We start from the raw sequence: 20003 nt of genomic DNA, 5'->3' as shown, positions 1-20003 counted from the left end.
CCTTCAGCGACGCCCGGTGAACCGCTCCATCGAACGGTAGACGCCGAACCCCTCGCCGACGAGGCGGTCGAAGACCCGGGTCGGCAACAGGCCGCGAAGCGCTCGCGAGACGCCGACGCTCCACGGCAGTTCGAGGAGCGGCCTCCCGTCGAGCATCGCCCGCCACACGCGGTCGACGACATACTCGGGCTCGAGCACCGGGGCCAGCACCGGGCCGCGCGCGCCGGCGAACATGCCCGTCGAGATGTAGCTCGGCGTGACGGTGGTGACCTTGACGTTGCCGTTGTTGGCCTGCTCGAGTTCGACTCGCAGCGAGTCGCTCCAGCTGATGAGCGCTGCCTTCGACGCGGCGTAGACCGCCATGCGCGGGTTCGCGAGGGTGCCGGCCGCGCTCGCGATGTTCACGATGCGCGCCGGCCGGTAGGCGCCCGCGATCATGCCGGGCAGGAACTCGCGTGTGATGTACATCGGCGCGAGCGCGTTGACCTGCATGGTCGGGCGGGTGTCCTCGCCGTTGTCGGTCTCCCAGAAGTAGCGGTTGCCCCGTACGATGCCGGCGTTGTTGATGAGCACGTCGGGGTTGCCCACGTCTTTGCGCACCTTCTGGGCGGTCTTCGCGATCGCCCCGGCATCGCTGACGTCGACGACGAACGACTGGATGCGGGTGCGGCCCTGCGAGATCGCACCGAGCTCGTCGACGGTGCGGGCGAGCGTGGCCGCGTCGCGATCCCAGAGGGTGACGGATGCCGCGTGCTCGCTCACGGCCCGCTCGGCGTACATGCGGCCCATGCCACCGGCCGCTCCGGTGATGAGGACCTTCGCGCCGCGCACCGTTCTCGTCATCCCCCCATCTTCGCGCACCCCGGCGTTGCCGTCGGCAGCCGGCAGTCGGCAGTCGGCAGTCGGCAGTCGGCAGTCGGCAGTGTTACGCCGCGGGTCAAACGCGCCTGACAGCCCGGCGGCACGTCGATAGCTTCGAATGGATCCCCCCATTCCGCTCCGAGGAGTCCCAATGCCGACGACATCCGCCCTTCCCCACGAGACGACGGGCTCGGCCGAAGCCGCGCCCGTGTCGTTCCGGGGCATCGGGCGCGCGTTCGACACGGCCGCCGGCACCCGGCAGGTGCTCCGTGACATCGACCTCGAGGTCGAGTCAGGAGAGATCGTCGCGATCCTCGGCCCGAGCGGATGCGGCAAGTCGACGCTGTTGCGCATCGCCGGCGGGCTCGACCGTGCGAGCACGGGCACCGTGACCGTCGACGGCACGGCGGTTCCGCCGTACGACCGGCGCTCGGCCGTCGGCTTTCAGGAACCTCGACTGCTGCCGTGGCGCTCGGTCGCCGGCAACGTCGCGCTCGGGCTTCCGCGCGGCACGCCGAAGGCCGCCGGACGTGACCAGGTCGCGCGGCTCATCGAACTCGTCGGTCTCGCGGACTTCGCGGGCCACCGCCCCCGCGAGATCTCGGGCGGCATGGCGCAGCGCACCTCGCTCGCCCGTGCCCTCGCTCGCAACCCGGGCGTGCTGCTGCTCGACGAGCCCTTCGGTGCGCTCGACGCGCTCACTCGCCTGAAGATGCAAGACCTCCTGCTCGACGTACACGCGGCCGCCCCCACGACCGTGCTGCTCGTCACGCACGACGTCGACGAAGCCCTGCAGCTGGCCGATCGGGTGATCCTGCTCGGCAGCGACGGCGAGACGCCGGGTGCCGACATCCGCCAGATCGTCGTCGTGCCCGGTACCCGCCCCCGCGATCGCGGATCTGCCGAGCTCGCCGAGCTGCGCGGCCGCCTCCTCGACGGCCTCGGCATCGACCGGCACGGTGCCGCCCGCGGCATCGAGACCACCACGACCATCCCGCACTTCCCGTTCTGACCGGCGCCCACATCAAGCGCCACCACCCCTGAAGGAGTCCCACGTGTCCCGCACCCCGTTCCTCCGTACCGCGCTCGTCGCGGGCGCCGCAGCGGCGGCGCTGCTGCTCTCCGGTTGCGTCGCCGGCGAAGGCCAGGCCGCCGAGCCCGAGCCCGCCGAGAGCGGCGAAGCCGTCTCACTCGAAGGTCAGACCCTCAACATCGACTTCGCGACCTACAACCCCCTGAGCCTCATCATCAAAGACCAGGGCTGGCTCGAAGACGCCGGCCTCACGGTGAACTGGGTGCAGTCGGCCGGCTCGAACAAGGCCAATGAGGCGCTCCGTGCCGGCGCGGTCGACGTCGGCTCGACCGCCGGTTCGGCTGCGCTGCTCGCTCGCTCGAACGGCTCGCCGATCCAGGTCATCTCCCTCTACTCGCAGCCCGAGTGGGCGGCGCTCGTCGCGCCTGACGGCTCGGCCATCACTTCCATCGAAGACCTGAAGGGCAAGCAGGTCGCCGCAACCAAGGGCACCGACCCGTACTTCTTCCTGCTGCAGTCGCTCGAAGCCGAGGGGCTCGAGGCATCCGACATCACTGTGCAGAACCTGCAGCACGCCGACGGCTGGGCCGCGCTGCAGAACGGCTCGGTCGACGCGTGGTCGGGTCTCGACCCGATCATGGCCGGTGCCGAAGAGGAGGGCGCGACCCTCTTCTACCGCAACGTGGACTTCAACAGCTACGGGTTCCTGAACGCGACCGAGACGTTCCTCGCGGAGAAGCCCGAGGTCGCACAAGCCGTCGTCGACGCCTACGAGCAGGCCCGTGCCTGGGCCGCTGAGAACCCCGCGGAGACGGCGCAGATTCTCGCCGACGTCGCGGGACTCGACCTCGCCGTCGCGACGAAGGTCATCGAGGAGCGCTCGAACCTCGACATCGACCCCGTGCCGGGCGACACCCAGGTCAAGGTGCTCGAGAAGATCGGCCCGATCTTCGTCGAGCTCGGCGACGTGCAGACGCAGGAGCAGGTCGACGAGGCCCTCGACACGATCGTCAACGACGCCTTCATCACGAAGGCCGACGCGGCCCGCTTCGAGGAGTAGGCGACCACGATGACGGATGCCTCGGGCGCGACGCTCGCCACCGGCGCGGCGATCCACGACGGCGACGACGTGCGGGTCGCCGTGAACGGTGGCGTGACGTCGGTGGCGGCCGGCCGCGAGGCATCCGCTGCTCCCGAGGTGCCGAGCGGCAGGCGCGACCTCGTCGATCGCCGCTGGTTCCGCATCGTCGGCGGCGCGATCATCCCGCTGGCGCTGCTGGGCCTGTGGCAGTGGGTGTCGACCTCCGGGCTGGTACCCGTGTCGCAGTTGCCCTCGCCCGAGATGGTGTGGCTCGCTGCGGTCGACCTCGCCGAGCGCGGGCTGCTCGGCCTCTACATCGCGATTTCGACGCAGCGCGTCTTCCTCGGCTTCGCCTTCGGTGCGGCGATCGGGCTCGCGCTCGGCGCGGTCGTCGGGCTTTCCAAGCTCGGCGACATCCTGCTCGCGCCGACGCTCGGTGCGATCCGTGCCGTGCCGTCGCTCGCGTGGATTCCGCTGCTGATCCTCTGGTTCGGCATAGCGGAAGAGTCCAAGGTCATCCTCATCGCGATCGGCGCCTTCTTCCCCGTCTACACGATCGTCTCGGCGGCCCTGCGGCACGTCGACCGCCAGCTCATCGAAGCCGGCCGCGCGTTCGGGCTGCACGGGGTGCCGCTCTTCGCTGCGGTGCAGCTGCCGGCCGTCGTGCCCTCGGTGCTCTCGGCCCTGCGGCTCGCGCTCGCGCAGTCGTGGCTGTTCCTCGTCGCAGCCGAGCTCATCGCGTCGTCGATGGGCCTCGGGTTCCTGCTGAACGACTCGGGCCAGAACGGACGCATCGACCGCATCTTCCTCGCGATCATCCTGCTCGCCGTGCTCGGCAAGCTCACCGACTCGGTCGTCGCGATCGTCGAGAGGTGGGCGGTGCGCCGCTGGGCGTGACGCCTCCCCGGCGCGCGGATGACATCATGGGGCGATGACCGTGCACCGCTGGGCGTGACGCCTCCCCGGCGCGCGGATGGCATCATGGGGCGATGACCGACGACGTGCGCCTCAGGCCGAAGACCGATGCCGAGACCGCTGCATGGCTGCCGATCGCGATGGCGGCGTATGAGCAGGCGCGGCGGAATGCCGGCGACACGGCCGAGCAGGCGACCGCCGCGCGCCGGGCATCGCAGGAGCAGTCCTTCCCCGACGGTCGCCTCATCGACGGTCATCTGCTCTTCACCGTCGAGGCAGGTGACGAGGATGCCGGGTGGCTCTGGATCGGCCCGATGAGCGACCCGGCCAACTGGTACATCTGGGATGTCGCCATCCACGACACGCACCGGCGCCGCGGGCTCGGCCGGCGGGCGATGCTGCTCGCCGAGGAGGTCGCGCGCGAACACGGTGCCGTGTACCTGCGCCTGAACGTGTTCGCCTACAACGAGCCGGCGATCCGGCTCTACGAGCACCTCGGTTATGCGACCGCGGCGATGTCCATGCAGAAGGCGCTCTGACGGGCGAGCGGATGCCGCGGCATCCGCTCGCTCACAGGTTGGTGTTCACCAGGGTTCGTCGATCGCCGGCATGAGCGCCCGCATCTTCGCCACACCGTCGGGGAAGCACGCGTCGAAGATCTCGGTCGCCGAGAGCTCGTCGCCGTAGTCACCGGTCAGGCGGAGCCCGACGATCGCGTTGATGAGCATGCCGGTGGCCATGAACTGGCGAGTGTGCTCCTCCGAGAATCCCGCCTCTTCGCGCACGAAGCGCCAGATCTCGCTGAAGCCCCTGCGTGCGACCCGCCCGATCACGGGCTCGCCGCCGAGGGCCGTTGAGCCCGCGATGACGGGCAGCATGCCGCGTTCGGCGAGCAGGCTCGTGTACGCCGTGCCCATGCGTTCGGCGCGACCTTCGACCGACCCCGGGAGCACCGCGCGGAACTCGGCGACCAGGCGGGCGTAGGCCCGCTCGATCACCTCGATGAAGAGCTTCTCCTTCGTACCGAAGAGCCGCACGACGTAGGGCTGGCTGACGCCCGCTGCGCGCGCCACCTCGTCGGTCGTGGTGCCCACGTAGGTCTTGGCGCCGAAGACCGCGGTCGCAGCGATGAGGATCTGCTCACGACGATCGGCGGCCTTCATGCGCGGGGCGGGACTGATTTCTTCGGCCGACATGCTTGACATGTTATCAGTCGATTACTACAGTCCAAGTAATCATCCGATTACAACTTTGGAGCCACGCCGTGTCATCCACAACCGTCGACCCAGCCACGACGCCCCCCGCAGCGCCGCTGCGCACCCGCCGCTCGATTCCGATCTGGCTCGTCCTCATCGCCACAGCCCTGCCGATGTTCATGGCGACGCTCGACAACCTCGTCATGACCAACGCCCTCCCCGTGCTGCACTCGGAGTTCGGGGCATCCGTCGAAGAGCTGCAGTGGTTCATGAACGCCTACACCCTCGCCTTCGCGAGCACGATCCTCATGGCGGTCGCGCTCGGCGACCGGTTCGGGCGCCGCACCGTCTTCGTGATCGGCATCGTCGTGTTCACGCTGGGCTCGGCGCTCGCCGCTCTCGCCACCGATCCGAGCCAACTCATCGCGGCACGCGCCGCACAGGGCTTCGGGGCTGCGGCCATCATGCCCCTCTCACTCACGCTGCTCGCCGGCGCCGTGCCGCTCGCGCGCCGCCCGCTGGCCATCGGCATCTGGGGCGGCGTCGCCGGTCTCGGTGTGGCAACCGGGCCGCTCATCGGCGGCACCGTGATCGAGGGCTGGGCCTGGCAGGCGATCTTCTGGATCAACGTTCCCGTCGGCGTCGTCTCGGTCGCGCTCGCGCTCGCCGCCCTGCCGAACAGCTTCGGTGCGCGCCTTCGCGCCGACCTCGTCGGCCTCGTGCTCTCTGGTCTCGGCCTGCTCGGCCTCGTCTACGGCATCGTACGAGGCAACGACGCGGGCTGGTCGACCTTCGAGGTGCTCGGCAGCCTCATCGCGGGCGGCGTGCTGCTCCTCGCGTTCGTGGCGTGGGAGTCGCGCACCTCGGCGCCGCTCCTGCCGCTGCGCCTCTTCCGCGACCGCAGCTTCACCGTGGCGAACCTCGCGGGCTTCGGGTTCAGCTTCGGCGCCTTCGGGTCGATCTTCATCCTCATCCAGTTCCTGCAGGTCGTGCAGGGCGCGAGCCCGCTCGAAGCCGCACTCCAGACCTCGCCGTGGACTCTCGCGCCCATGATCGTGGCACCGCTCGCCGGCGTGTTCGCCGGGCGTATCGGTACGCGCGCACTCATCGTCGCCGGGTTCCTCGCGCTCTCGGGCGCGCTGTTCTGGCTGACGCAGCTGCTGGAGCCGGGCACCGAGTACTCGGCCTTCGTCGCGCCGTTCATCGTCGCGGGCATCGGCATGGGACTCGTATTCGCACCATCGGCGACGGCCGTACTCGCGACGATGGCGCCCGTCGACCACGCCAAGGCGAGCGGCACCAACTCGATGCTGCGAGAGATCGGTGTCGCCCTCGGCATCGCCGTCTCCACCGCGGTGTTCACGGGCGCGGGCGGCGCGCTCACGCCCGCAGAGTACGGCGCGGGTGCCCAGCCGGCCGTCGTCGTCGGCGCGGCCGTGCTGCTCGTCTCGGCGCTGCTCGCACTGCTGCTGCCGGCCGGGCGGGCGACGCCGGTCGTCGCATCCGCCGACGCAGGCTCTCGGGGCGCCTCGCCCGAGCCGCAGCCCGAGTTGGTGCACTGACGACGGCTCCCGCTGAAACGGCTCCCTGAAACGGCTCCCGCTGAAACGACGAAGTCCCCGCCCGGCTGAGCCGGGCGGGGACAAGCGAGTTACTGGCCTAGTACGTCGAGAGCGACGCGGTCGTCGCGGCGAGCGCGACCGACGCGATGATGACGATGACCCAGACCACGATCGATGCGAAACCGATGATGATCGCGGCGATGGCGAGGCCACGGCCACGCTCACCGGTCTTCTTCACCTGGTTGAGCCCGATGAAGCCGAGCACGACCGCGATGACGTTGAAACTGAGCAGCGACAGCACGAAGCCGACGATGGAGAGGACGTTCCACTTCTCAGCGGGCGCCGTCTGCGCGGGTACGGTGACGGGAGCGGGAGCGGTCATGTGAGAGTTCCTTGCTATAAGGGATCGACGGGTTGCCGACCCGCAGCCTGACAGTGCAGATGAGCAACTGTCAATGGACAGTGCTCCCCATGGCGTCACGGATCGACGCGCGGCGACCGCATTCACCGTCGCGCACGATACGCGACGAGATCCCGGTTGCTGACGCGAGCGTCGCCGCGGTCTGCTCGCTCGCGGCCGAAACACCGGCTGAGGCCGCCATGCCCGCACTCTATCGACAACGACGATTGCGTGAATCGGCGATCTGCACCGTGGAATCTTGCGTTCACACAAGATTCCTGCGCCGGGGCACAACCAATCGCAGCGGCTCGCCTCATAGCCTTGAGGGAGCCGGCGAATCTCGCCGCGCCATCACGCGCACCCCGCGCACCCCCTCACTGAGGAACGGAGGTTCACATGTCGAGCAACACAACGATCGACGCCATCATCGGCGAACCCGAGGTTCTCGAAGACGAGGTGACCGCCGCCGACCTCGCACTGGCCGAGGGCGTCGAGACGGATGCCGCGTGGCTCCGCCTCAAGGAGTCGGCGACCGCGTTGCAGGCGCTGCAGGTGAAGGACGGCTCGGTGCCCGAGGCATCCGACCCTTCGACAGGCTCAGGGAACAGGGAACAGGGCTCAGGGAACAGAGAGCAGGGCTCAGGGAACTCCGACCCTTCGACAGGCTCAGGGAACAGAGAAGGCTCAGGGAACAGAGAGGGCTCAGGGAACAGAGAGCAGGGCTCAGGGAGCAAAGACGAGGCGTCCGCTCTCGTCGACGCGATCGTCGAGTCGATCGAGGCCCTCGCACCGCGGTTCCCGCACGAGGCCGAGTACCTCGCGGCGTCCGTCGTCGATTTCCGCCGCTGGCAGGCCGAGGGCTTCGGCGTGCCCGACTTCCTCGACTCGCTTGTGGCATTCCAGCCGCAGCGGCACCGCATCGACGGCATTCGTCACCTCGTGATCTTCCCGATGTACACGCAGAACGGTTCGACCGAGCGGCACGTCGAAGCGCTCGTGGTCGAGACGATCTGGCCCGAGTTCATCGCGGCGCTCGAGGCGGGCGACTACGGCAACAAGCTCTTCGTGAGCCTGCGGCTCGTCGACTTCACGCCCGGGTACGACACGAACTCGGCCGTGCTGTTTCCCGAGACGGTCGCCATGCGCGAGATCCCGTCGTTCACGTGGGGCGCGATCTTCCAAGACCGGGAGGCGGCCCGCTACCGCAAGGTCGTGCGCGCGGCATCCGAGATCACGAAGCTCGAACTGCCCGACGATGCGGTGGCCCTGCTCGACGACCAGGAGCTCGCCGAGCGCACGTTCGTGATGTGGGACATCATCCACGACCGCACGCACATGCGCGGCGACCTGCCGTTCGACCCGTTCATGATCAAGCAGCGCATGCCGTTCTTCCTCTACTCGCTCGAGGAACTGCGGTGCGACCTCACCGCGTTCCGCGAGTCGGTGAAGATCGAACGCGGCCTTCGGGCACGAGCGACTGAGCATTCGGAGGGCGGCGGCGAGCCGCTCACCGACATCGAGCAGCAGTTGCTCGAGCACGGCAAGCTCGTGCAGTACGCGGTGATCTTCGATCGCATCTTCCGGTTCGCGATCACGGGCTCCCGTGTGCGCAACTACGACGGGCTCGGCGGCCAGCTGCTGTTCGCGTGGCTGCACCAGAAGCACGTGCTCGACTGGACGGATGTCTCGCTGAGCTTCGACTGGGACGCCGTGCCCGATGCGGTCGTCGAGCTCGGCGACGCGATCGACGAGCTGTACTGGAAGTCGATCGACCGCCCGAAGACGGTGCACTGGCTCGCCGCATACGAGCTCGTGACGAGCGTCGTCACGCCGAACCCGGCGTCGGTGTGGGCCGAGGGTCTGCCCCGCGAGGTGCTCGCCGGCCCGCCCAAGGGCTACACCGACCTCGTGATGGACGACGAGTTCCCACTGTCGATGTTCTACGAGGCCCTCGACAAGAAGATGAAGTCCGTCATCGAGTCGACGGTCGGCATCACTGCCCACTCGCCGGTCGAGTAGCGACTCGCCGGTCGAGTAGCGACTCGCCGGTCGAGTAGCGAAGCGTATCGAGACCACCCGCCGGTCGAATAGCGGAGCGTATCGAGACCTCACACCTGGTCTCGATACGCTCCTTCGTCACTACTCGACCGGCCTGCGCAAGAGGAGAATGACTACATGACCGATCTCGCGAACCGCACCGTGCTCATCGCGGGAGCGACGAGTACCTCCGGCCGGGCGGTCGCCCGCGCGCTGCTCGACGCCGGAGCCCGAGTGATCGCCGTCGGCAGCGACGAGGGCCGCATCGAGGCCCTCGAGGCCGAGTTGCCCGGCGTGATCGGCGAGCGCGCCGACCTCACCGACGGCGACGACGTGCTCGAACTCGCCATGCGAGTGCACGCGCGGGTCGGCGACGTCGACGGTGTCGTGCACCTCGTCGGCGGCTGGCGCGGCGGAGGCGGCATCCCCGGCCAGACCGAAGAGGACTACCGGGTGCTCGAGCGCTCGTTCACCGCGCTGCGCTACATCAGCCGAGCCTTCTGGGACGACCTCGTCGCCTCCCCGGCCGGGCGCATCGCGATCGTCTCATCGACCACCGTCGAGCGACCGACCGCGGGCGGCGCCAACTACACCGCTGTCAAGGCTGCGAGCGAATCGTGGATGCGCTCCCTCGCGCAGGGCTTCGCCTCCCTTCGACGGCCTCAGGGAGCGGGAGTAGTCGACGAAGGAGGCGTATCGAGACCCACCGCAGCGGCCATCACGTTCCGCGTGAAGTCACTCGCGGGCCTCGAAGACCGGCTCGCGGCATCCGTCGTCGACCTCTGGGACACGGATGCCTCAGAGCTGAACGGTACCGTCATCGAACTCACCGCCTGAGGGCGGGGTCGCAGCCGCGAGCCACTGGCGCGACGGTCAGTCTGCGCGTGGCGCTTCAGTCTCGACGGGCGGAGGCGCAGACGCCGCGGGCGGAGCGGGCGGCTTCTGCTGATCGGCGCGCACCGCTTCGCCCATGCATCCACCATCGTCACCGTCGGTGCCCTCGAGGGCGAGTCGCCACGCGGCCTCCTGCTCGGCGGTGAACCCATCGGGCATCGCTGGAGCGGTCGACGTCGGATCGCGCGGCTCGGTGTACCACCACTCCCATGAGCGGTACTCCTGGCCGGCCTCGGTCATGCACTCGCGAACGAGCTGCTGGAAGCCGAGCCAGGCCTGCTGCTCCTCGAGCGTGGGCATCGGATCGGGCGGTGTCGTCGGTGCGGGCGTCGGAGTCGGAGCCGGGCTCGGCGCCGGCCCTGGCTGCGATGCAGTCGGCGGCGCAGGCAGCGGCTCGTCGTCATTCGCCTCGGCTCCGTCGGCCGGAACCTGGGAGTCGCTCCCCTGCGCCTCGCCCGCCTCGACCCCGAAACCGCCGTCGGTGGTCACGACGGGTTGCGGCGAGCGCGCGTCGTAGAGCACGGGTGCACCGGTCGTCGCCACGGCGACGCCGACGAAGATCGAGCCGACGAACAGGGCCGCGATGGCGGCACTGAAGATGATGGTTCTCCGCATCGGGCACCTCCGGCCGCGATTCGGGAACGACCGCGCGGCCGTTCTGGCGAGTCCGCTCCATGCTACACGCCCCCCGAATGGGGTTACGTAGCCGAGTACGGCAGCACCCGCCGGTGCGCGGCGCGGTGTCTCGTCAGGCTCGGCCGTGCGAACTGCGCGAACGTCGGGCGACCGCGTCGAGGGCGACCGCGATGAGCACGACCGCACCCGTCACCATGTAACGGATCGACGAATCGAGGTTGAGCAGCGTCAGGCCGCTGGAGATCGACTGGATGACGAGAATGCCGAGCAAGGCGGCGAAGGCCGAGCCGCGGCCACCGAACAGGCTCGTGCCGCCGATCACGGCGGCCGCGATCGCATTCAGGTTGATGTCGCCGCCGCCGCTCGACTGGGCCGCCGAGGCGAGGCGCCCTGCGGCGAGTAGGCCGCCGACGGCGGCGAGCGTCGTGCAGGCGATGAATGCCGAGGTGTAGATCGCCGTGATGCGGATGCCGGAGCGCCGGGCAGCCTCCCGATTGCCGCCCACAGCGAAGAGCGAGCGGCCCCAACTCGTGCGCGTGAGCGCGTAGTTCGCGAGCAGCACCAGGGCGACGAAGAACACGAACATCCAGCCGACGCCGCGTGCCTGATAGAGATACCAGACCCCGAAGCCCAGCAGCACGACGAGGAGGCCGGTTCTGATGAGGATCAGGCTGAGCGCCGGCGCAGAGAGCCCGGCGTTGCGGCGGGCGCGCGCACGAAGCATCCCGCCGACCAGCACTGCCACCGCCACGAGCGCGACGAGCGTGTACGCGAGCCACTGCGGAACGAACGCGAGTTGCCCGAAGTACACGAGGGGTGAATCGAACGGCAGGTTGATCGTGCCCTTCGGCCCGAGCACGAAGAGCTGCAGCCCGAGGAACCCGAGGAGTCCGGCGAGGGTGATCACGAACGACGGCACGCCGATGCGGTTGTAGATGAAGCCGTACGCGAATCCGATCACGACGGCGGCGGCGACGGCCGCCGCGATCGCGAGCGGCAGCGGCCAGCGGTTGTCGATGAAGTTGATCGCCATGATCGCGGCGGCGAGGCCGCTCACGGATCCGACGGAGAGGTCGATCTCGCCGACGAGCAGCACGAACACGATGCCGAGTGCGATGACGCCCACGGGGGCCGATTCCATCAGCAGGTTCGTGAGATTGCTGCTCGAGAGGAAGTAGGGGTTCAGGATCTGGAAGATGGTCCAGATGATCGCGAGCCCGGCGATGACGGGCAGGAATCCGAGGTCGCCACCGCGAATGCGATCGAAGGAGGCGCGGATGCTCGCTCCGACACCGGTGTCGACGCGGATGCGCTCGTCTTGCAGGTCGGTGGGGGTCGTCGTGGTCATCGTGCCTCGTCCTCCGTGCTGGGCCGGCTGGTCGAGGTTCCCGCGTCGCTGCGGGAGCGGCGCCGCGTGACCGCGTTGTCGGTAGCGCCGGTGATGGCGGCGATGATGTCTTCGCTCGAGACGTCGCTCACGCGGAATTCGCCGTTGTTGCGACCGAGCCGGAGCACGACGACGCGATCGGCGACGGCCTTCACGTCCTCCATGTTGTGGCTGATCAGGATGACCCCGTGCCCGCGTTCCCGCAGCCGTTCGACGAGGTTCAGCACTTCGGCCGTCTGGGCCACCCCGAGCGCGGCGGTGGGCTCGTCGAGGATGATGAGCTTCGGGTCACCGAGCAGCGAACGGGCGATCGCGACGGTCTGGCGCTGGCCGCCCGAGAGCGATGCGATCGGAATGCGAACCGAGGGGATCTTCGCCGAGAGCTGGCGCAGCAGCTCCCAGGCGCGTACCTCCATGCCGACCTCGTCGAGCCGGAACCGGCGGCGCTCGCGACCGAGGAACAGGTTCTGCACGACGTCGAGGTTGTCGCAGAGGGCCAGGTCCTGGAAGACCGTGGCGATGCCGCGGTCGAGCGCGGCCATCGGCGTGGGCAGGGTGACCCGCTCTCCGCCGAAGTCGATCGTGCCGGAGTCGGGCGCGTGCACCCCCGAGAGCACCTTGACGAGCGTGGACTTGCCTGCGCCGTTGTCGCCGACGATCGCGACGACCTCGCTCGAGTCGACGTCGAGGTCGATGTCGGTCAGCGCGGCAACGGCTCCGAAGCTCTTCGAGATCCCCCGCATCGAGAGCACGGTGTGGATGTTCGGGCGGACGCCGTGCGGCGTGGCAGCGGGGTCGGTCGCAGGGAGTGCGTTCACGGGTGACCTCTTCGTCGTGCGGTGGATTTCGTCGTGCGGTGGATGTTCGTCGTGAAATGCAATGCGTCGCACGAGCGCGGGGCCGCTCGTGCGTCGGCGGCGGAGACCGGGATGCCGCCCGCCCACTCGGGCAGGCGGCATCCGCTCGCTCAACTGATGCCGAGTGCCTCGCAGGCCGCGGCGTACTCGTCGGTGCAGACCTCGTCGACGCTGTAGATCTCGCCGTCGAAGATGATCTCCTTGACGTTGTCCTGTGTCACGACCTCGGGCGTGAACAGCTGCGACGGGGTGTCGAAGAGCGTCGTCTCCCCCTCGGGCGGGTTGCCCGAGAGGAAGGCGAAGGCGACCTCGGCCGCGGCTTCGGCGACGATGCGGATGGGCTTGGAAATGGTGTTGAACTGGTCGCCGGCGATGATGCGCTGGATCGCGGCGATCTCGGCGTCGTTGCCCGTGACGGGCGGCGTCGGCGTGAGGCCGGCCGCCTTGAACGCGGCGATCGAGCCGCCGCCCGTGCCGTCGTTGGCCGCGACGACGCCGACGATCTGCGGGCCGAACTGCGTGATCTGGCCCGAGACCCAGTCCTGCGCCTTCTGCGGTTCCCAGCCGGGGGTGTCGAACTCGGCGAGCACTTCGAATCCGCTCGCGTCGATGCCTGTGTGGATGCCCTTCTTGATGAGCTGGGCTGCGTCGTCTGTCGGCGAACCGTTGACGATGAGCACGCCACCGGTGGCGCCGGCCGCCGTGAGGCCTTCGACGAGCGAGGTGCTGATGAGCTCGCCGATGCCCTCGTTGTCGAACGACACGTAGTAGTCGGCCGGCGTGTCGACGATGGGCCGGTCGTAGGTGATGACCGGGATGCTCTGCGATTGGGCGTTCACGACGATGGATGCCGCGGCCTTCGTGTCGACGGCATCGAGCACGATGACCTTCACGCCCTGCGCGATCGCCGAGTCGGCCTGCTGTTGCTGCTTCGCGGGGTCGGAGTCGGCGTTCTGGTAGATGACCTCGCAGTCGGGGCAGAGTTCCGCCACCTTCGCGGTGAAGAGGGGGCTGTCCTGCTGCTCGTACCTGGTCGACGCGAGGTCGGGCATGAGGAACGCGATCTTGCCGGATGCCGCTCCATCACCTTCGCCGGCTCCGCCGGTTCCGGTTCCGCCATCCGAACACGCCGCGAGGGCGGTGACGAGTGCGATGGAGCCGAAGACGGCTGCGAGTCGCACATGGGATTTCTTCATTGAATCTCCTTGGTGAGTCCCCGGTGCGGGGAAGTGTCGGTGCCGGGGCGGCCGGCAGCGTCGCGACGCACTCCACCCGACCGTTGCCGGGAACTATACCAACATTCACGTTATAAACGTCAAGTCCGTTGATAACTCTTCGATCAAACCTGGCGAATTGCTGGTCCATATCGCGATTGTCTTGATAAAGTTCGGCAGGCTCGAAGGAGGATCCATGAGTTCGACCAGCCCCGGTCCGTCTTCGCGCAGCGCCAGGCAACGGATGATCCTCGACCACGTGCTCGCGGCGGGCTCTGCCACCGCGGCCGAGCTGGCAGAGCTCACCGGGCGCAGCCTGATGACCGTGCACCGCGATCTCGAGGAGCTCGCAGCGCGACAACTCGTGCGGAAGTTCCACGGGGGCGTCTCCGCTCTGCCGACGAGCGTGTTCGAGTCGAGCTCGGAGTTTCGGCTGCACCGGCGCGCCGAAGAGAAGGCCGCGCTCGCCCGCGTCGCCCAGACCTTCGTCGAACCCGGCATGTCGGTGATGCTCGATGACTCTACGACGGTGCTCGCGCTCGCCGGCCTGCTGCAGGAGAAGGCCCCGCTGACCGTCGTCTCCAACTACCGGCAGGTGCTCGAGACGCTCCGCGAGGCAGCCGACGTGCATGTCATCATGATCGGCGGCGCGTACTCGCGCACCCACGACTCCTTCGTCGGGCCGCCCGATCAGACGAACCTCGAGGCCTACGCGGTCGACCTCGCGTTCCAGTCGACCTCGACCATGGACGAACGGATGACCTACCACCAGGAGCAGGACATCGTGAGCATGAAGCGCGTGATGCTGCAGACCGGACGGCGCCGGGTGCTCATGATGGACGGCTCCAAGGTCGGCCACACCTCGCTGCATCGCTTCGTGCCGATCGCCGAGTTCACCGATGTGATCCTCACGGACGACGTCGACCCGGCGATGGCGGAGCGCATCGCCGACCACGCGACGGTGCATCTCGCGCCGATCCCGTCGCGCACCACTCGCTGAGCGGCCCTCCCCTTCCACAGACCTGTTGGTATTAATAACATTCTGCATGTTACGCTCGCTCGATTCGACCGATGCACCAGCACGGTCTACTGCTCTGCAGGAAGGCGCGCAATGACGCACATCTTGGTCGCGGGCGACCATTTCGTCACCCCACGACTGTTCCGCGACGCGCTCGACCGCGAGCTGCCGGGCATCGAACCCCGACCGCAGTACCGCGAACTCACCCTCCCGTGGCCGCACGAGCCCTTCGGCGACGTCGCGAGCGTGCACGAGGCGAGCGGCACCGTCGACCAGACGATCGCCGCACTCGAGGGCATCGACATCGCCGTGACCCAGATGGCCCCGTTCACCGCCGAGGTGTTCACCGCGAGCCCCGCGTTGCGCTACATCGGCGTGTGCCGCGGCGGCCCGATCAACGTCGACCTCGACGCCGCCACCGCCGCGGGAGTGCTCGTGACCTTCGCCCCGGGCCGGAACGCACAGGCCGCCGCTGAGTTCACGATCGGCCTGATCCTCGCAGCCATGCGCCGCATCCCGACGACGGACGCCGCGCTGAAGCAGGGCGAGTGGCGCGGCGACTACTACGCGTGGGAGAACGTCGGCGGCGAGCTCGGCGACGCCACCGTCGGTCTCGTCGGCTACGGCGCGATCGGCCGCATCGTCGCCCGCATCCTCCGCTCGTTCGGGGCGCGCGTGCTCGCGTTCGACCCCTATGCCGACCCGACGGTGCTCGCGTCCGATGGAGTCGTGTCCGTCGACCTCGACGACCTCCTCCGGCAGAGTTCGGTGGTGAGCCTGCACGCGCGGCTCACCGACGAGACGCGCCACCTCATCGATCGCCGCGCCCTCGAACTCCTGCCGGCGGGGGCCGTGCTCGTGAACTCCGCCCGCGGCGGCTTGCTCGACTACGAACCGCTGCCCGAACTGCTGCGCTCCGGCCGCCTCGGGGCGCTCGCGCTCGACGTCTACGACATCGAGCCGCCGCCTCCGGAATGGCCCCTCTTCAGCGCACCCAACGTCGTGGTCTCGCCGCACCTCGCCGGCGCCACCCGCCAGACCGCCCTGCGCGCCGCCGACATCGTCGCCCGCGACGTCGCCGACTTCGTCGCCGGGCGCACGCCCGCTCATGTCGCCAATCCCGCGGTGCTCGAACGGTCGCGTTCCGGAGTCGCCCGATGAACACGGCAGCGACGGCAACGACCGCGACGCTGTGCGTCGACGCCGGCACGACGCTCATCAAGGCCGTCGTCTTCGACGATGCCGGCAGCGAGCTCGTCGTCACCCGGCGCACCACGGCGATCAGCTCGCCGCATCCCGGCTGGTCGGAACAGGACATGCACGAGGTGCTCGATGCCGTGCTCGGGTGCGTGGCCGAGGCCGCAGAGGCGTCACCGCTGCCGATCTCCGCGCTCGCGCTCACAGCACAGGGCGACGGCGCCTGGATGCTCGACGCCGAGGGGCGGCCCACGGGCAACGCCGTGCTGTGGAACGACGCCCGAGCCTACGAGGTCGTCGACCGCTGGACTCGCGACGGGCTCCTCGACGCAGCCTTCCGTGTCAACGGATCCCTGGGCAACCTCGGCCTGCCGCACGCGATCCTCGCGTGGACGCTCGAGAACGCGCCGGCCGAGCTCACCAACGTCGCCGAGGTCACGACGTGCGGCGGTTGGATCTTCGGCGCGCTCACCGGCACGCGAGGACTGCACCCCTCCGAGGCATCCGCCCCCTGGCTCGACATCGCGAGCGGAACGATCTCCGACGAGCTCATCGCGCGCTACGGGCTCAGCGAGCTGCGATCGCTCGTGCCGCCGGTACTCGGCGACGACGAGCTCACCAGCCCCCTCCGGGCCGAGCTCGCAGAGCGACTCGGCCTGCCCGCCGGCATCCCGGTCACGCTGGCTGCCTACGACGTCGTCACCACGGCCTTCGGTGGAGGCTCAGTGTCGCCGGGCTCGGCCTTCTGCATCCTCGGCACGACGCTGTGCACCGGCATCCTCGTGGACGCGCCCGACACCACGGGAGAGCCGTCGGGGCTCACGCTCCGCAGCGGCCCCCGCTTCCCCGTCGTTCGCGCGTTCCCGACGCTCGCCGGCACCGGTGTCGTCGAGTGGATGCGGAAACTCCTCGGTCTCGCGGATGCCGCGGAACTCATGGCTCTCGCGGGCGAGGCGGCGCCCGGGGCATCCGGCGTTCGCGTGTGGCCGTATCTCTCGCCCGCGGGCGAGCGCGCACCGTTCCTCGACCCCACCGCGCGCGGCACGATCGCGGGCCTCTCGTTCGCGCACACCCGCGCCGACCTGGCACGCGCCACGGTGGAGGGTCTCGGTCATGTCATCCGCGACTGCCTCACCGTCTCCGGGGCGGCGCCGTCGGAACTCGTGCTCTCGGGCGGCGGCTCTGCGAGCGCACTCTGGTGCCAGAGCATCGCCGACATCACGGGCGTGACGACCATTCGCGTCAACGGAACCCAGGTGGGCGCGAAGGGTGCGCTGCTGACCGCGCTCGTCGCTTCGGGTCGCTACGCCTCGCTCAGCGAGGCGGCGACTGCGCTCGTCGCACCGAGCGGGGTCTTCGAACCGGATGCCTCCCGCCGGGCGCTCTTCGACGAGCGGCACGCCGACTTCCTGGCCACGCGCGACGCGCTCGCTGAACGGTGGCCGGTGTGGGCCGCGGAGCCGCGCGAGTGAGCGAACCGGTCTGGCTGGGCATCGATCTCGGCACGCAGAGCGTGCGCGCGATCGCACTCGACGACGAGGGCCGCCGTCTCGCCGCGGCATCGTCGCCGTTGCAGAGTCTCCGTCAGGGCGACCGGCACGGCGACGGGCACGGCGACGGGCACGGCGACCGGCACGAACAGGACCCCGAAGCCTGGTGGTCGGCCGTCGTGGCAGTGCTCGGCGACGTGACCTCACAGCTGCCCGGCGGCACCGAGGTGCGGGCGCTCGCAGTGTCGGGCACTTCGGGAACCGTGGTTCCCGTCGACCCGGTCTCGGGTCGAGCGACCGGCCGCGCCGTCATGTACGACGACCGTCGAGGGGCGGCGCACCTCGACCGGGTGGCGTCGACGGGGGCCGAGGTCTGGGCGCGGCTCGGTTATCGCATGCAAGGGTCTTGGGCGCTGCCGAAGCTGCTGGCGATGCTCGACGAGGGTTCGTTGGGGCCGGCGAGCGCCGTCGCCCATCAGCCCGACGTGATCACGAGCCGCCTCGCCGGGCGCCGGCTGCCGAGCGAGCTGAGTTCGGCCCTGAAGTCGGGCGCCGACCTCGACGCCGTGGAGTGGCCGGGCGCCGTCTTCGACGAGCTCGGCCTCGCGGTCGAGCGAATGCCGCGGCTCGTGCCCTCCGGCACGAGGATCGGCGAGGTGAGCGCCGCAGCTGCGACGGAGACCGGGCTGCCGGCCGGATGCATCATCGTTGCCGGCATGACCGACGGCTGCGCAGCCCAGATCGGGGCCGGCGCGCTGGAACCCGGCGCCTGGAACTCGGTGCTCGGCACAACTCTCGTGCTGAAGGGCGTCTCGCGCGAGCGGCGGGTCGACCCGAGCGGCGCCGTCTACTCGCACCGCGCCCCGTTCGGCGGCGGCTGGTATCCCGGCGGCGCGTCGAGCACGGGTGCCGGCGCGATCACCGCACTGCTGCCCGGCCGCGACCTCGACGAACTCACGCGCGACTTCGATGCGGCGGCGCCACCCCCGGTCGCCTACCCGCTCGTCGGGCGTGGCGAGCGGTTCCCGTTCGTCTCCGCCGAAGCGACGGCGTTCCCGACCGGCGCGAGGGACGACACCTCGACGTTCGCCGCGATCCTGCACGGGGTCGCCTACGTCGAACGCCTCGCGTTCGACCTCCTCTCAGCGGGCGGCTTCGATGTGAGCGGCCCGCTGCTCGTCACCGGCGGCGGTGCGCGCAACCCCGTGTGGACCCGGCTTCGTGCCGACCTGCTCGGCCGGCCGGTGCACTTGCCCGAGCACGGCGAGGGTGCGGCCGGGATGGCCGTGCTGGCTGCGGCGGGAGCGGATGCAGATGTGGGTGCGCATGTGGATGCGGATGTGGGTGCCGGTTCGGCTACGGGCTCGGATGCGGGCGCGCAGCCGACCCCGGGCGCGCAGGCGCCCGACCCGCTTACGGCAACGGCCGCACGGATGCTCCGGCCGGCGCGGATCGTGCCGCCCGATGCCGAGCGACACGATCGACTGCTGCCCGCGTACGCTCGCTTCGTCGACGAGCTCGACGCGCGTGGATGGATCGACGACAGGCTCGCGGCATCCGCTCGTGAAGGGATCACCCGATGACGACCGTGCACCTCGTGCGCCACGGCGAGACCACGTGGCATGCCGAGAACCGCTACGCCGGGGCGACCGACGTGCCGCTCACCGCCCGGGGCCGTGAGCAGAGTGCTGCGCTCGCGCGGTGGGCGGCGGCAGCCGGCGTGGACCTGGTCGCGACCTCCGACCTCTCGCGAGCGGTCGAGACCGGTGAGGCGGCCGCCACCGCGGTCGGAGTCGAGCCGATCATCGATGCACGCCTCCGCGAGGTCGCCTTCGGCGCAGGTGAGGGCCGCACGCGAGCCGAGATGGCCGAGCTCTTCCCCGAGCAGTTGGCGAGCTTCATCGCCGCGCCGGCCTCGTCGCCGCTGCCGGGCGGAGAGCCCGGAGTGGCGGCGGCAGCACGCGGTCTCGCCGCGCTCGCCGAGCTGACCCGGGTCGCCGGCGCAGAGGGCACGGTGCTCGTGGTGGCCCACACGACACTCATCCGGCTCGTGCTGTGCCGAGTGCTCGGGCTACCGCTCGACGAATACCGTCGACGTTTCCCGGCGCTCGCGAACACCGCCGTGACGACGATCGAGGTACCGCCGGCCGCCGACGCCGAGGCGTTCGTCGAGCGCGCTGCGCTCCTGCGTTTCAACGCGCCGCTGGCGGGGTAGATCGAGCCCC

The 20003-nt window shown here is 69.7% G+C and carries 20 protein-coding genes; 12 read left to right on the top strand and 8 right to left on the bottom strand.

All coding sequences use genetic code 11. The features are described 5' to 3' along the window. Positions 1 to 3 precede the first annotated feature (3 nt). Complete coding sequence (locus tag AC1C2U_RS11230) at positions 4 to 843, bottom strand: SDR family oxidoreductase (RefSeq protein ID WP_495361816.1); 840 nt, start codon at positions 841 to 843, stop codon at positions 4 to 6. 169 nt (positions 844 to 1012) lie between these two features. Between AC1C2U_RS11230 and AC1C2U_RS11225 the strand changes: the two genes are divergently transcribed. The 4 genes from AC1C2U_RS11225 (at position 1013) to AC1C2U_RS11210 (ending at position 4429) form a co-directional block, all read left to right on the top strand. Beyond that, entirely contained in the window at positions 1013 to 1873 is an 861-nt protein-coding gene (locus tag AC1C2U_RS11225; RefSeq protein ID WP_495361815.1) for an ABC transporter ATP-binding protein, read from the top strand. Between the two features lie 43 nt (positions 1874 to 1916). Continuing rightward, positions 1917 to 2954: an aliphatic sulfonate ABC transporter substrate-binding protein gene (locus AC1C2U_RS11220; protein WP_495361814.1), complete on the top strand. Its 1038-nt coding sequence runs from the start codon at positions 1917 to 1919 to the stop codon at positions 2952 to 2954. A 9-nt stretch (positions 2955 to 2963) separates the two neighbouring features. Beyond that, positions 2964 to 3872, top strand: coding sequence for an ABC transporter permease (locus AC1C2U_RS11215; protein WP_495361813.1), 909 nt, complete (start codon positions 2964 to 2966; stop codon positions 3870 to 3872). 92 nt (positions 3873 to 3964) lie between these two features. Next, the gene (locus tag AC1C2U_RS11210; protein WP_495361812.1) at positions 3965 to 4429 is read left to right on the top strand and encodes a GNAT family N-acetyltransferase; all 465 of its coding nucleotides are present in this window, start codon (positions 3965 to 3967) and stop codon (positions 4427 to 4429) included. Positions 4430 to 4474: 45 nt separating this feature from the next. On the opposite strand, the gene AC1C2U_RS11205 is transcribed toward AC1C2U_RS11210, so the two are convergent. Further along, positions 4475 to 5086: a TetR/AcrR family transcriptional regulator gene (locus tag AC1C2U_RS11205; protein ID WP_495361811.1), complete on the bottom strand. Its 612-nt coding sequence runs from the start codon at positions 5084 to 5086 to the stop codon at positions 4475 to 4477. 68 nt (positions 5087 to 5154) lie between these two features. On the opposite strand from AC1C2U_RS11205, the gene AC1C2U_RS11200 reads away from it, so the two are divergent. Beyond that, positions 5155 to 6648: a DHA2 family efflux MFS transporter permease subunit gene (locus tag AC1C2U_RS11200; protein WP_495361810.1), complete on the top strand. Its 1494-nt coding sequence runs from the start codon at positions 5155 to 5157 to the stop codon at positions 6646 to 6648. Positions 6649 to 6745: 97 nt separating this feature from the next. On the opposite strand, the gene AC1C2U_RS11195 is transcribed toward AC1C2U_RS11200, so the two are convergent. Both AC1C2U_RS11195 and AC1C2U_RS11190 read right to left on the bottom strand, forming a co-directional pair. Continuing rightward, positions 6746 to 7030: a DUF4190 domain-containing protein gene (locus tag AC1C2U_RS11195; protein ID WP_495361809.1), complete on the bottom strand. Its 285-nt coding sequence runs from the start codon at positions 7028 to 7030 to the stop codon at positions 6746 to 6748. 70 nt (positions 7031 to 7100) lie between these two features. After that, positions 7101 to 7250 (bottom strand): hypothetical protein, encoded by a 150-nt coding sequence (locus AC1C2U_RS11190; protein ID WP_495361808.1) that lies wholly within the window; start codon positions 7248 to 7250, stop codon positions 7101 to 7103. 194 nt (positions 7251 to 7444) lie between these two features. Here AC1C2U_RS11190 and AC1C2U_RS11185 point away from each other — a divergent pair, with 194 nt between their 5' ends. Both AC1C2U_RS11185 and AC1C2U_RS11180 read left to right on the top strand, forming a co-directional pair. Further along, positions 7445 to 9067 carry a DUF6421 family protein gene (locus AC1C2U_RS11185; protein ID WP_495361807.1) on the top strand — a complete coding sequence of 541 codons (1623 nt, stop codon included), beginning with the start codon at positions 7445 to 7447 and terminating at the stop codon, positions 9065 to 9067. A gap of 156 nt (positions 9068 to 9223) precedes the next feature. Beyond that, complete coding sequence (locus tag AC1C2U_RS11180; protein WP_495361806.1) at positions 9224 to 9922, top strand: SDR family NAD(P)-dependent oxidoreductase; 699 nt, start codon at positions 9224 to 9226, stop codon at positions 9920 to 9922. Positions 9923 to 9958: 36 nt separating this feature from the next. Here AC1C2U_RS11180 and AC1C2U_RS11175 read toward each other — a convergent pair whose 3' ends face one another. From AC1C2U_RS11175 to AC1C2U_RS11160, 4 genes are all read right to left on the bottom strand, one after another. Then, positions 9959 to 10594, bottom strand: a complete 636-nt coding sequence (locus AC1C2U_RS11175; RefSeq protein WP_495361805.1) for a hypothetical protein — start codon at positions 10592 to 10594, stop codon at positions 9959 to 9961. A gap of 133 nt (positions 10595 to 10727) precedes the next feature. Next, a complete protein-coding gene (locus AC1C2U_RS11170) occupies positions 10728 to 11963 on the bottom strand; it encodes a sugar ABC transporter permease (protein ID WP_495361804.1) in 1236 nt (411 codons plus the stop codon). Further along, positions 11960 to 12745, bottom strand: a complete 786-nt coding sequence (locus AC1C2U_RS11165) for an ATP-binding cassette domain-containing protein (protein WP_495361984.1) — start codon at positions 12743 to 12745, stop codon at positions 11960 to 11962. Before AC1C2U_RS11165 ends, AC1C2U_RS11170 begins: the two co-directional genes overlap by 4 nt. Before the next feature lie 224 nt (positions 12746 to 12969). Next, on the bottom strand, positions 12970 to 14055 hold the full coding sequence (locus AC1C2U_RS11160) for an ABC transporter substrate-binding protein (RefSeq protein ID WP_495361803.1): 1086 nt from the start codon (positions 14053 to 14055) through the stop codon (positions 12970 to 12972). A 214-nt stretch (positions 14056 to 14269) separates the two neighbouring features. Between AC1C2U_RS11160 and AC1C2U_RS11155 the strand changes: the two genes are divergently transcribed. From AC1C2U_RS11155 to AC1C2U_RS11135, 5 genes are all read left to right on the top strand, one after another. Further along, a complete protein-coding gene (locus tag AC1C2U_RS11155) occupies positions 14270 to 15073 on the top strand; it encodes a DeoR/GlpR family DNA-binding transcription regulator (protein WP_495361802.1) in 804 nt (267 codons plus the stop codon). 111 nt (positions 15074 to 15184) lie between these two features. Beyond that, entirely contained in the window at positions 15185 to 16252 is a 1068-nt protein-coding gene (locus tag AC1C2U_RS11150) for a 2-hydroxyacid dehydrogenase (RefSeq protein ID WP_495361801.1), read from the top strand. Next, the gene (locus tag AC1C2U_RS11145) at positions 16249 to 17760 is read left to right on the top strand and encodes an FGGY family carbohydrate kinase (protein ID WP_495361800.1); all 1512 of its coding nucleotides are present in this window, start codon (positions 16249 to 16251) and stop codon (positions 17758 to 17760) included. The genes AC1C2U_RS11150 and AC1C2U_RS11145 overlap by 4 nt, the downstream gene beginning before the upstream one ends. Then, positions 17757 to 19361: an FGGY-family carbohydrate kinase gene (locus tag AC1C2U_RS11140; RefSeq protein ID WP_495361799.1), complete on the top strand. Its 1605-nt coding sequence runs from the start codon at positions 17757 to 17759 to the stop codon at positions 19359 to 19361. Before AC1C2U_RS11145 ends, AC1C2U_RS11140 begins: the two co-directional genes overlap by 4 nt. Next, positions 19358 to 19993 carry a histidine phosphatase family protein gene (locus AC1C2U_RS11135; RefSeq protein ID WP_495361798.1) on the top strand — a complete coding sequence of 212 codons (636 nt, stop codon included), beginning with the start codon at positions 19358 to 19360 and terminating at the stop codon, positions 19991 to 19993. Before AC1C2U_RS11140 ends, AC1C2U_RS11135 begins: the two co-directional genes overlap by 4 nt. The last annotated feature ends 10 nt before the right edge of the window (positions 19994 to 20003 follow it).

The organism is Agromyces sp. Y575 (genome assembly GCF_059445445.1).
This window is presented reverse-complemented; position numbering and strand designations above follow the sequence as displayed.